Here is a 12,958-nt window from a genome sequence, read left to right as displayed (position 1 = left end):
CGAGGTGAATAGAATGACTCACAGTATTTTGTCTCTAGAGGTTGAAAATGAGTTACTATCAAGCGTTCGTGAAGTTTGTACTGAATCTGATTTGAAACTAGAGGAACTTGTTAAAGACTATTTAGGATTTTTGGCAGGTTTAAATGCTTCAGCAATTGAGCAGGTTAGTGCATTACCTAATGAAAATGAAAAAGCCGAATGGCTTGCCAAATACTATTTCGATGCTCGAATTAATCAATTACAATTTGAAGCACTGAAAAAGGAAGTATTACTTGGACATGACAAAATCAAAGAAAGTAAAGTAACACGTCTTGAAGATGTCAGACATGAATTTGATTGATGTATAATTAGACTGAAAGCACTTCAAAATGATGTGCTTTTTTCGTACCCAAAAATAAGGAGGTCAAATGGGTATTTTAGATTGGATTGGATCGAAGCGCTCAAGAGATAAGCCACATAATAGTTATGAGGGACAGGATTTTTCCTATCTCTTTGGACGGACGACCAGTGGTGAAACCGTAGATGAGTTTAAGGCTATGCAGACGACGGCTGTTTATGCTTGTGTGCGTATCCTTGCTGAAGCAGTAGCGTCACTTCCTATTCACGTCTATGAACGGACAGAAACTGGGAAGGAGAAAAAGCTGGACCACCCACTGTACTTTCTTCTTCATGATGAGCCAAATCCAGAAATGTCATCCTTTATTTTTCGAGAAACCATGATGAGTCATTTGTTAATATGGGGAAATGCATATGTGCAGATTATCAGAGATAAGGGTGGACGAGTGATTAGTCTCTATCCACTCTTGCCTGATAAGATGTCTGTCCATCGTGATGATAGTGGGAGACTTTACTACAAATACCAGCGCCAGACAGAAGAAAACCCTAATTTCAATGATAAGGGAACTGTCTTATTGAAGCAGGAAGATATTCTTCATGTGCCTGGTCTTGGGTTTGATGGCTTGATTGGTTACTCACCAATTGCGATGGCTAAAAATGCGATTGGGATGACCCTAGCTACCGAAAACTATGGGGCATCTTTCTTTAAAAATGGCGCTAACCCAGGTGGTGTTTTGGAGCACCCAGGTATCCTTAAAGACCCTAAACGAGTGAGGGATTCTTGGAATGCCGTTTACAATGGGGTCACAAATGCCCATAAAGTGGCTGTACTCGAAGAAGGCATGAAGTATACTCAAGTGGGAATCCCCCCTGAAGAAGCCCAATTTTTACAAACACGGAAGTTTCAGATTAACGAAATTGCACGACTTTACCGTATCCCACCACACATGGTTGGTGATTTGGAGAAGTCGTCTTTTCCAAATATCGAACAACAGTCACTTGAATTTGTCAAATATACCTTAGACCCTTGGGTAGTTCGTTTAGAACAAGCTTTCAAGAGGTCTCTTTTTTTACCCGAAGAAAAAAACAATACTTTGTTAAATTCAATGTGGATGGTCTACTTCGTGGGGATTACCAAAGTCGAATGAATGGCTATGCCATCGCAAGACAAAACGGTTGGCTGTCAACTAATGACATCCGTGAATTGGAAGATTTGAACTTGTTGTCAGATGAAGAAGGTGGAAACCTCTACTTGATTAACGGCAATATGACCAAACTAGAAGATGCTGGTGGCTTTATGAAACAACCTACGGAAACTGAGCCAACTGAAAACGCAACAGAGGAGGAAGTAGATGCGTAAATTTTGGAATTTTACAGACGAAGGTGGCGTCCGTACCCTTAGGATTGAAGGACAGATTGCGGACGAGACTTGGTTTGGGGATGAAGTCACCCCACAGCAATTTAAGAACGACTTGATTTCTGGAACAGGCGATATCACCCTATGGATCAATAGTCCAGGGGGTGATGTTTTTGCGGCCGCTCAAATCTATAACATGCTTATGGATTATCAGGGAGATGTCCATGTCATCATTGATGGTCTAGCTGCGAGTGCTGCCAGTGTCATTGCCATGGCAGGGACAACAGTTTCCATGAGTCCAGTTGCCATGATGATGATTCATAATCCTTGGACGTTCGCGCAAGGTGAAGCGAAAGATATGGCCAAGGTCATTGAGATGCTTGGCGAAATTAAGGAGTCCATTATCAATGCCTATGAGCTTAGAACTGGACTTTCCAGAACCAAGATTTCTCATCTTATGGATTCGGAATCTTGGTTCAATGCCAAGAAAGCTGTGGAGCTTGGTTTTGCGGATAAGGTGCTCTTTGAGAAAGAGGAGACACCTGAGCAGGATGATCAAAATAGCTACACCTTTAGTAGAGTGACTGCTGCTCATGATTTGGTGGTGAAACTGCAAGCGAGCCTTCAACCACCCAAACCACAGAAATCAATCCCCATCAATCAGTTGGAAAAACGATTGAACCTATTGAAATAAAAGGAGAATACCTATGTCTAAACTACTTGAATTGAAAGAAAAACGTAACGCTGCTTGGGCTCAAGCGAAAGCCTTTCTGGATACTGTTCGCTCTGAAGACGGCTTGGTATCAGATGAAGATTCCAAACGCTATGAAGAGATGGAAGCAAAAATCGAGCTCTACAATAAAGAAATTGCTCGCTTGGAGCGCCAAGAAAAGATTGACCTTGAACTAGCGCAACCGAACTCACATGCTCTAACGACGCAGCCAACAGTCATTGTCGATAACCAAAAAGAAGATGAAAAGAAAGGTGTGGCATCAGGCATCTACACCCAAACTTTCTGGACCAGTATCCGTAAGCGACACTTCTATGACGTGAAGGATGTTCTTCGTGTCGGTGAAGATACAGAAGGCGGACATCTTGTCCCTGATGAGTACGAAAAGAAATTGGTTCAAGGTCTTCAGGAAGAAAACTTTTTCCGTAGTCTCGCGACTGTTATTAAAACCTCTAGTGGTGAGCGTAAAATTCCAGTTGTAACTGGTCACGGTTCAGCCTCTTGGATGGACGAGAATGGACTCTATCCAGAGACGGATGAGACTTTTGGTCAAGTGACGCTTGATTCGCATAAGATTGGGACAGCAATCCGTATCTCTGAAGAATTGCTCAATGACTCTGTCTTTGACCTTGAGTCTTATATGACTTCTGAGTTCGCACGTCGTATTGGTACAGAAGAAGAAAAATCTTTCTTGGTAGGTGATGGTTCTAAAAAACCAACTGGTATCTTTACGCAAGCAGACGTAGAAGGACCAACGACCACAACCAAAGACATCACCTTTGATGACATGATTGAGCTTTATCACTCACTTCCAGCTCCTTACCGTAAGAATGCGGTCTGGATTTTACATGACACTACGGTAAAAGCTATCCGCAAGCTTAAGGACAATAATGGCAATTACATCTGGCAACCGTCTACACAGGCAGGTCAACCTGATTTGATTCTAAACCGTCCTTACTACACGTCAACCTTTGCGCCACTTCCAGAAGCAGGAAACAAAGCTATTGCTTTTGGTGATTTCTCTTACTACTGGATTGCGGACCGTCAAGGGCGTACCTTCAAACGTCTCAATGAGCTTTACGCTAACAATGGTCAGATTGGTTTTCTTGCCAGCCAGCGTGTGGATGGGAAACTCGTTCTACCAGAAGCGGTGAAGACTTTGACCATCAAAGGTAAAACGGCATGATGACGTTAGAAGAAGTCAAGCTTTATCTGAAGGTGGAAAATGACGAGGAGGATTTTCTTATCCAGCAGTTAATGGCAACTAGCCAACAGCTCTGTGGAGATATTCTTCGTGAGGACTCCACTTCAGAAGTTCTAAAGACGGCAATCCTCTATGGGGTTGCCTATCTTTATGAACACCGTGAAGAAGCCAATCACAAAGAGTTAAAGGAAACTCTCTACCATTTGCTTTTAGCTGACAGGAAGGATGTGTTCTGATGAAGATTGCGCCTCTAAGAGAACAGCTGGTCTTTCAAGAAAAGCGACTCAAGCAGGACGATATCGGGAACGAGTCAGCCATTTGGGATGACCTTTTTATGCGTTGGTGTTCTTGTCGTCCTCTTGCTTTAACAGAGAGTGATGGGAGTGCTACCAAGCTCATTCACAACAAGGTACAGTTTACGCTTCGATATGACAAGAAGGTTCTTGCCCTTAATTCTTTAACGACTCGGATTTACTTCCGTGACCAGTTTTACGCTATCGAGTCCATTGATGGTGATACTGTGGCCCGAAGCTTGATTTACATCGTTGCGACTAAGGAGGAGCTTTATGACTAAGATTGGACTTGATGATTTAACTTCTGTCATCGAAAAGGAGCTAACGACTTATGCCAAAGAGACCATAGAGACCATGCGTGAGGTGGTTGAGGAAGTGACAGACGATGCCGTTGATACCTTAACCGTTACTTCCCCAAAACGTCGTGGGAAGTATGCCAAGGGCTGGAAAATCAAGGCAACCACTGACACCAATACCGCTCTGACGAAAACCATTCACAACCGAACACCAGGACTGACGCACCTCCTTGAATATGGGCATGCTAAACAAAATGGTGGTCGGGTTGAAGGGCGAAAGCACATCGCTCCTGTCGAGAAAAAGGCGATTCAGTCGTTTGAAGACAAATTGCGACAGAAACTGTGAGGTGGCTTATGAGATTTGAAGAGCTTTTTCCTGTTCTAAAAAAGACCAAACTCCCAGTAGCCTATCACCATTTTGAGGAAGGGCACAGTCCAAGTCCGCCTTTTATGGTTTATCTGGTTACGGATTCAGACAATCTTGGGGCAGACAACTGGGCTTATCACAAAGCTATCAACGTACAGATTGAGCTTTACACGACTAAGAAAGATTTAGCAACAGAAAAAACGGTGGAATCAGTCCTTGATGCCCACCGTCTTTATTTTGACAAGGTAGAGACTTACATCACTAGTGAGAAACTCTACCAAACCATTTATTCCATCACACTATTAGGAGGATAACCATGGCAGAAAAAAACAAGGTCACCTTTGGCCTACAAGATGTCCACTGGGCAGAAGTCACCAGTGAGGGAGCTGACGGGGCTTTGACTTATGGCACTGTCGAGCGACTTCGTGGTGCTGCAGAACTAACCCTTGAACCCACTGGAGACAAGGGGTCTTACAAGGCAGACAACATCAACTTTTACACGACTGAATCTAATGACGGCTATGAGGGAACACTGAAAGTTGCCCTCTTATCACAGGAGTTTCTGACTCGTGTTCTAGGTGAGAAATTGGATGCGACCACCAATACCATTTCAGAGATTGCCAGTAGCAAGAAAAAGAACTTCGCTCTCATGTTCCGATTTGAAGGGGACAAAAAAGAGACGCTTCATGTGCTTTATTACTGTTATGCGTCTCGCCCAACTGTTGGCTCAAAAACCAAGTCTGGGTCTGATATCAATGAGGTAGAGTTGACCTTTACGGCAAGCCCACGACCACTTGATAAGGTGGTGAGACGCAGAACAACGGAAGAAACCAGTGATGAGATTCGTGAGAACTGGTTTAAGTCGGTCTTTGAACCAGCTGCTTAAAGGAGGAGAACATGCGACAAAATATCACGATTAGTGGAAAAACATATCCCCTGGCCACTAACGCCTATACACCGATTGCTTATAAAGAGCAATTCGGAAAAGATTATTTCCAAGACCTCTTTAACATGTTGAGTGCGGAATCCATCATGGCTCAGCTTGAGCAATTGGAAGAAGGGGAAGAGTTAAAGGCTAGTCAGATTGACTTGTCTATTTTATCTGACTTCGACATGACCTTTTTCCACCGTCTCTTTTGGGTCTTTGCCAAGTCAGCCAATCCTCGAATCAAGCCCTTCGAGGATTTCTTTATGTCGATGGAGGAATTCCCTCTTCAGGAAGTTGGCCCCGTCTTAATGTCCATGCTTAACCAAGGGATGACAACCAGAAAAAAGCAGAAACTTCCGAAACAGCGAGCGAGGAAGTCTTCACGGTAGAAAGCTACCTCTCTTGTTGTAAGGAGACTGGCCTTTCCATTGACGATTTAAAGCATATCACAATTGGCATGGCACTTGACTATCAGACGGATTATGTGGAGCTAAGAAGTCGAGATGAGACTGGAGTTCGCAGAGCAACCCAAGCAGACCTTGACAATTTTTGATAGGAACTGAACACGGGCTAAAAGCTGTGTAAAAAAGAGAGATGGACTTTAGTGCAAGCACCATTCTTCCATCTCCTATTTTTACTTTGCTTTTGACGCCCTTAGTATCTTGATGGAGGGAGGTGTGACGATGGCAGGAAACATTAAGGGGATTACCATTGAGATTGGTGGCGATACCCAGCCCTTACAAACTGCCTTAAAGGGTTTGAATAAACAGGCTTCTGAAGCCACCAAAGAACTGCGTCAGATTGACAAGGCACTCAAGTTTGACACTGGCAATGTCACTCTTTTGACCCAGAAGCAGGAAGTCTTAGCCAAACAAGTTGAGACGACTAAAGAGAAACTCGCCACGCTTCGTCAAGCTCAAGCCCAAGTCGAGGCTCAGTTCAAGGCCGGTAACATCGGTGCAGACCAATACCGTGCCTTCCAACGTGAGGTGGAGAGTACTCAAACAGTCTTAAAGGGCTATGAATCAAAGCTAGAAAGTGTTAACAGAGCTCTCTCAGAAAACGGAGCGCAGGTTGAAACCAATCAGTCCAAACTTAATCGTCTCCAAAATGAGCAGGCACAGTTGGTGTCAGAAAGTGAAAAACTCCAAAGTTCCTTTAAGCTACAAGAATCAGCATTAGCAACTACCGCAAGTGAGGCCGATAAGTTAGCACTTGCTCAACAAAAGGTTGCTTCTCATTCAGAAATCCTTGAGAAACAGATACATAATCTGGAACAACAGCTCTCTTTGACGAAGAGTGAATATGGGGAGAATTCAGTTGAAGCTAACAAGCTTGAGAAAACACTTAATGAGACCAAGACAGCTTACAACAATCTCCAAAATGAGATGGAGGAGTTGGCATCTAGCTCTGCGAGTTCCAAAGCTTCTTTGGAAGAAACAAATAGTCTCTTAAAGGCTGATCTTCTCATGGAGTTTGGTGACCAACTGGGAGAGTTGTCGCAGAAGTTGATTGACTTCGGTCAACAATCGCTTGACGCATTTCTTGAAGTTGATGAGGGCATGGATATCATTGTCACGAAAACTGGGGCAACTGGTTCTGCCCTTGAAGAGATGACAGACATCGCCAAAACCCTAGCCACTGAACTGCCAACAGATTTTAATACGGCAGGAAGTGCCGTAGGGGAGTTAAATACGCAATTTGGGTTAACAGGAGATGCCCTTAAATCAGCCTCTACCCAGTTAATTCAATTCTCAGAGATCAATGGGAGTGATGTGACGAGTTCAGCCATTTCAGCCAAACAAGCGATTGAGGCCTATGGACTTGAAGCGACTGATTTATCAAGTGTCTTAGACACGGTTACTTATACCAGTCAGTCAACTGGTGTCGGTGTCCAAGAGTTGATGGACAAGGCAGTAGCTGGAGCACCACAAATTAAAGCCCTTGGCCTTTCTTTTGATGAGGGCGTCACCTTGATGGGGCAGTTTGAAAAAGCAGGGATTGATTCTTCTGCAGCACTTTCGTCACTCTCAAAGGCAGCTGTTAAGTATGCGGGTGATGGGTTAACGCTTCAAGAAGGACTTGCTGGAACCATTGAACAAATTAAAACCTCAACGAGTGAAACAGAGGCTCTTTCTCTAGCCTCAGAAATCTTTGGTAGTAAAGCAGCTCCACGTATGGTTGATGCCATCAAGCGTGGGGCTTTATCTTTTGAAGATTTAGCAGGAACAGCTGATAAAGCAGCTGGGATTGTCACTCAGACCTATGAGGGGACGCTTGATCCTATTGATCAGTTTACAACTGCTCAAAACACGGCGAAGTTAGCGATGGCTGAAATGGGAGACGCTATTGCTGCAACCCTAGCTCCTATCTTGGAAATATTAGCGAGTTTACTTCAAGCTGTTGCCACATGGTTCTCTGGTCTTTCAGAGCCAGTCAAGCAGTTTATTGTCATTGTCGGAAGTTTGGTTGCAGCCCTTGGCTTAGTCCTCCCGATTTTCATTGCCCTGCAAGCAGCTGCTATGGCAATGGGAACTACCATCATGGGGATGATAACTGCAGCAGCTCCAATTGTAGGGATTATTCTTGGTGTTATTGCCGTTGTTGCCTTACTGGTTGTTGGGATTCAACAACTCTGGCAACATCACGAAGGGTTTAGAACAGCTGTGACAGAAATCTGGAACGCCATCTATGCCTTTTTATCTGTCATTATCCAACAGATATCAAGCTTTGTCATGTCGATATGGGGAACCTTGACTACTTGGTGGACAGAGAACCAACAGCTAATTCTTAATGCCGCAAACACTGTGTGGACAGCTATTTCAACAGTCATTCAAACCATCATGACCATTCTTGGACCTTACCTTCAAGCCAGTTGGGAGAATATCAAACTGATTATCACGACAGCTTGGGACATCATTAAAGTGGTCGTTGAAACAGCTATCAATGTTGTCTTAGGTATTATCAAGGCAGTTATGCAGATTATCACGGGTGATTGGTCAGGTGCCTGGGAAACCATCAAGCAGGTCGTCTCTACAGTTTGGGAAGCCATCAAGTCACTGATTTCGATTGTTCTAAGTGCCATTGCTCAGTTCATTTCCAATTCCTGGAATGGCATTAAAGGCACCATGACAAACTTACTAAATAGTATCAAATCTGTCGTTAGTAATGTCTGGAATAGCATTAAGTCCACGATTAGTTCCATTCTATCTAGTATTGGCTCAACGGTATCTTCCGTTTGGAACGGAATGAAGGCTACTATCTCAGGTGTCCTAAGTGGTATTTCAAACACAGTGTCCTCTGTCTGGAATGGGGTCAAATCGACCATTACAAATGCCATCAATGGGGCAAAAAATGCGGTCTCTTCAGCCATCAATGCCATTAAGAATCTCTTTAACTTCAAGATTAAGTGGCCACATATTCCTCTTCCGCACTTTAGTGTGTCAGGTTCTGCCAATCCCCTTGATTGGTTAAAAGGTGGCTTACCTAAGATTTCCATTCAGTGGTACGCCAAGGGTGGGATTCTGACTAAACCAACGGCATTTGGTATGACAGGGAACAGCTTGATGGTTGGAGGAGAAGCAGGACGTGAAGCAGTTCTACCTCTTAATAACCAAACTCTTGGCAGTATCGGACGCAGCATCGCAGCCACCATGCCTAGCAAGGGAACAACCATAACGGTCAATATCACAGATGTTGTGATTCGTGAAGAAGCGGATATGAAAAAACTAGCCGATTATGTAGCTGGTCGATTAGCTGATGAAATGGCACGACAAGCCTTACTGAGAGGAGGAACAGTGTGATTAAACATAATGAATTAGTACTGAATGGAAAAGGCACCTCGTCTTTTCCTTTTAAAGTTCTTGTGGAAGATAGACCGAGTATTCAAGTGCCACGGTCTAAAACGCAACTCCTAGACCATCGTGGGTTGAGTGGGGCGATTGTTCAAACCAATAAGCATCGTGAAGTGATTGAGAAATCTTACCGCTTGTATCTGATTGGTGCGAGTGAGAAAGAGGTCAATGAGTTCTCGGCTTATCTCATGCAGGAAGGATTTTGGCTAGAAAGCGAACGCCTTAAGCTCACTAGGCTCTGGTGTTACCGAACGGATAGCTTTGACATCAAACAGGATGACCATGATGTGTATGTGATTGATGTGACCTTTATCTGTCACCCCACTCGCTTTTTTAAGAGTGGGGATAGGCAAGTTTTGAGTGCCAATGGTGTGTTAAAAACACAAGGCTCTGCCCTTGCCTTTCCTAGCATTACCATAACTGGTCAATCCGTATCAGAGACTTCGTTTACAGTAGGTGACCAGGTGATACGGATTGAGAAATTTACAGAGCCTCTTGTTATGGTGAATCACCCAGACCGTCCTAGTTTTAAGACCCTATCAGGGAAAGCTGTCAAGTGGTCTGGGGACTTCATCACGATTGATGCTAGTCATCCAACACAATCTGTCGGAGTGATTTTAGGCAGTGGGATCTTATCGCTTACTTTTGAAACGAATTGGGGGTGGGTGTGATGCTTTACTTACTTGATGGTCAAACAAGGACAGCGAAGTGGAACGGCCAGCCCCTCTTTGAAGCAGTAAGTGCGACGGTAGAAGAAAAGTTGAATGGCACCTTTCAGCTTCGCTTAACTTATCCCATTACAGATTCAGGTGTTCATGAAACCCTTAGAACAGATGAATTGATTTTGTGTCCAACTCCAGATTTAGGAAAACAGCTCTTTCGTGTTAAGCAGGCAAAAATTCAAGACGATACGGTAGAGCTTGAGTGCTCTCACATTTCTGATGATGTGATGAAACGTCAAATTAAGCCCTTTTCTGCGACTAATACCACCTGCCAATCAGCCCTTATGAGGATGGTTGAGGTTTGTCCATCTGATTTAGGACTTTTTAGCTTTGACAGTGATGTGACGGAGCGTCATACCTATGTGTCTGACGAAGACTTGACACTTTATCAAGCTCTAATGGATGGTAAACATTCCATCCTTGGAACCTGGGAAGGTGAGCTCGTTCGTGATAACTTTCAGCTGATAGTTAAGAAACACCGTGGCAACGATAAGGGAGTTATTCTCACAAGCCATCACAATCTGAAAGCTTTTGAGGATAAGGGTGATTCTGAGAAGGTCATTACGCGCATCTATGCGACCTCAACCTTTCAGATAGAAGGTAGTGATGAGGCTACCGTTCTTTCTGTCGTTGTGGAAAGTCCCCTCATTAACCAATACCCTTATATCTATGAAGCACGGTATGAGAATAACACGCTTCAGACAGAGGAAGAATTACGCCAATGGGTGATGGCTAAGTTCACACATGAGCACATCGATCACATCTCTAGACAGATAACCGTTGAAGCTTATCAGCTTGATGGTCAAGAAGTCCATCTTGGAGATACAGTCACTCTTAAAAGTCAAAAGCACAAGGTAGATGTTAAGAAAAAGGCAGTTGGTTATACCTTTGACGCTCTAGAAGAAGTGTATCTTTCGGTGACCTTTGATGATGAGGTTAGCTTTACAACCTCTGGATCATCTGGGCCCCATTCGCTAACCAGTGCGGCTAAGACCATTCTTGATGTCCATCAGTCGGTTACAGAACACCGTGCGTCTAAGGAGCGAGCTAATTTTAACAAGGTCTTTGATAGGCACTTTGAGCGTCTTCAAACAGAAGTTGAAGATGGTATCGCTAAGGCCGAAGCAGAAGGCGAGCGTTCTGGGAAGAAAGCTGCCCTTGATTATCTGGCAACGGATGCCCTTGAAGCACGAGTCGCAGCCCTTCAAAAAGCTACGATTGATGAGTTGACCGTCTCTAGTTCAGCATGGATGACAAGGCTTGTCTCCCAACAGATTCTATCAGAGTATGTGAAGAGTTTAGAGGTCGAGGCAGACAGGGTCGTTATTCCAGGTCAACATACCCCAGTCTTTAGTTTGGATAGGGATGGGAATCTTTCCATTGATACGCCACTCTTAAAGGTGAGAGGGGAAAGTATAGTGACACAAGCTGATCTTAAAACCATCTCTTTAACTCCTGGACCAAAGGGTGATGCTGGAGCAGATGGGGTCGGTATTCAATCAAGGGAGCAGTATTACTTAGTTTCTGCACAAAAGACTGGTCTTACGACAACAAGCACTGGTTGGAGTAAAACGATTCCTTCTCTAACTTCAACCCTTAAGTATTTGTGGAATTATGAAAAAACCACGTTCACCAATGGCTCAACGACAGTCACAACGCCTGTTGTCATCGGTGCTTATGGGGACAAGGGTGTGGATGGAAAGGCTGGTAAGGATGGAAAGACCCTATACACTTGGCGCATGTACGCAGATAGTGACAAGGGAGATGGGATTTCTGCCGTCTCAACGGGCAAACGTTACCTCGGACTAGCAGTTAATAGGGAGAGCGCAACGCCTTCAACCAATCCTAGTGACTATACCTGGTCGTCCTTTTTTGAAGGAACAGAACTCGGTGGGCGCAATTACATTGACGATTATGCCATGAAAGCGATGACTTTTTCATCTGTTACCTCTGAGTGGAAGAAGGAGGTAATTGAAGATACGAGTTCAGTTAGTGGCGTGACTGTGAAGATGACCTGTACCAAAGCAGGTACTGGCGGCTTTCATCGGAACTTCCATGATTTACGAAGTCGAGTTGGTGCTAACATGACGTTTAGTATTGATCTCAAGGCAAGCAAGACGGTTAGTCTTACCATCGGAAATGAACTGAGCGGTACTAAGGTTGTTCAAGTTAGTTCTAGCTGGCAGCGGTATTCGGTGTCTTGGAAAGTTACTAGTGCCCAGAATCATTCCTATGTCTTTTACCTGAAGTCAGGAACATGGGTGGTGGGAGATGTGGTTTATCTTCGAAATGTTCAACTAGAAGATGGCAACGTTGCTTCAGCTCCAGGACCATCTTTGAATGATCTTATCGCCCAGATTGATGCCAAGGCAGATAATGGCTTCATGAAGCAGCAATTAGACCTTCTAACTGAAAAAACAGAATCTCTCCGAGTGGATCTTGAAGCAAGAGCGTTGGCAAAAGAAGTGGCCGATTGGCTCAAGTCTTATAAAGAATTTGAGAAAAATAATGAAGCCGTCCTTGCGCAATTTAATCAAGACTTTATTGATAATACAGCTCGTATCGCAGCGATTGAAGCCGATCTTAAAGCCAACAGTCTCTTGCTTAACTTTGTGAATACTTATCTGAGAGCTGGTGATAATGGGGTCATTATTGGTAAGAAGGATAACTCTGAGGTTATCGAATTAACCCCACAAGGGATGATGATTAAGTCAGCTGGTAATGCCGTCATGACGGTGACAGCTGGTGTCATTAAGATTCATCATGGGGTATTTGTGGAGACCTTACAGGTTGGTTATTATCGACTAGAAGCCGCAAGGCATAATGCTAAGCATTTGGTTTGTCGTTTTATTGATGCCAAGTAGAAAGGAG

Annotated in this window: 12 protein-coding genes and 1 pseudogene; all 13 read left to right on the top strand. The window is 44.0% G+C overall.

The features are described 5' to 3' along the window. Positions 1-13 precede the first annotated feature (13 nt). The 13 genes and pseudogenes from EGX70_RS04395 to EGX70_RS04335 all read left to right on the top strand — a co-directional run bounded on the left by EGX70_RS04395 (position 14) and on the right by EGX70_RS04335 (position 12,951). Positions 14-340, top strand: coding sequence for a hypothetical protein (locus EGX70_RS04395; protein WP_000149740.1), 327 nt, complete (start codon positions 14-16; stop codon positions 338-340). Between the two features lie 67 nt (positions 341-407). Next, positions 408-1,696 (top strand): annotated as a pseudogene (locus EGX70_RS04390) (phage portal protein). Beyond that, positions 1,689-2,387: a head maturation protease, ClpP-related gene (locus EGX70_RS04385; RefSeq protein ID WP_001225239.1), complete on the top strand. Its 699-nt coding sequence runs from the start codon at positions 1,689-1,691 to the stop codon at positions 2,385-2,387. Before EGX70_RS04390 ends, EGX70_RS04385 begins: the two are co-directional and overlap by 8 nt. A 13-nt stretch (positions 2,388-2,400) precedes the next feature. Further along, on the top strand, positions 2,401-3,609 hold the full coding sequence (locus EGX70_RS04380) for a phage major capsid protein (protein ID WP_000040499.1): 1,209 nt from the start codon (positions 2,401-2,403) through the stop codon (positions 3,607-3,609). Then, positions 3,606-3,863, top strand: a complete 258-nt coding sequence (locus tag EGX70_RS04375) for a head-tail connector protein (protein WP_000988604.1) — start codon at positions 3,606-3,608, stop codon at positions 3,861-3,863. The genes EGX70_RS04380 and EGX70_RS04375 overlap by 4 nt, the downstream gene beginning before the upstream one ends. Beyond that, entirely contained in the window at positions 3,863-4,201 is a 339-nt protein-coding gene (locus tag EGX70_RS04370) for a head-tail adaptor protein (protein ID WP_000684963.1), read from the top strand. Before EGX70_RS04375 ends, EGX70_RS04370 begins: the two co-directional genes overlap by 1 nt. Next, positions 4,194-4,562: an HK97 gp10 family phage protein gene (locus EGX70_RS04365; protein WP_123947959.1), complete on the top strand. Its 369-nt coding sequence runs from the start codon at positions 4,194-4,196 to the stop codon at positions 4,560-4,562. Before EGX70_RS04370 ends, EGX70_RS04365 begins: the two co-directional genes overlap by 8 nt. Before the next feature lie 8 nt (positions 4,563-4,570). Beyond that, positions 4,571-4,897, top strand: a complete 327-nt coding sequence (locus EGX70_RS04360) for a hypothetical protein (protein WP_001209972.1) — start codon at positions 4,571-4,573, stop codon at positions 4,895-4,897. Between the two features lie 2 nt (positions 4,898-4,899). Continuing rightward, positions 4,900-5,469: a major tail protein gene (locus EGX70_RS04355; protein ID WP_000818569.1), complete on the top strand. Its 570-nt coding sequence runs from the start codon at positions 4,900-4,902 to the stop codon at positions 5,467-5,469. An 11-nt stretch (positions 5,470-5,480) separates the two neighbouring features. Continuing rightward, positions 5,481-5,900, top strand: coding sequence for a hypothetical protein (locus EGX70_RS04350; RefSeq protein ID WP_001249617.1), 420 nt, complete (start codon positions 5,481-5,483; stop codon positions 5,898-5,900). A gap of 294 nt (positions 5,901-6,194) precedes the next feature. Beyond that, positions 6,195-9,314: a phage tail tape measure protein gene (locus tag EGX70_RS04345; protein WP_000918338.1), complete on the top strand. Its 3,120-nt coding sequence runs from the start codon at positions 6,195-6,197 to the stop codon at positions 9,312-9,314. Next, entirely contained in the window at positions 9,311-10,036 is a 726-nt protein-coding gene (locus EGX70_RS04340) for a hypothetical protein (protein WP_000589859.1), read from the top strand. Before EGX70_RS04345 ends, EGX70_RS04340 begins: the two co-directional genes overlap by 4 nt. Next, positions 10,036-12,951 (top strand): phage tail spike protein, encoded by a 2,916-nt coding sequence (locus EGX70_RS04335; RefSeq protein ID WP_000966173.1) that lies wholly within the window; start codon positions 10,036-10,038, stop codon positions 12,949-12,951. Before EGX70_RS04340 ends, EGX70_RS04335 begins: the two co-directional genes overlap by 1 nt. The last annotated feature ends 7 nt before the right edge of the window (positions 12,952-12,958 follow it).

Source organism: Streptococcus sp. FDAARGOS_522 (assembly GCF_003812445.1).
Classification (GTDB): domain Bacteria; phylum Bacillota; class Bacilli; order Lactobacillales; family Streptococcaceae; genus Streptococcus; species Streptococcus agalactiae.
The sequence above is the reverse complement of the archived record's forward strand: the minus strand, read 5'-3'. Positions and strand labels throughout refer to the sequence as shown.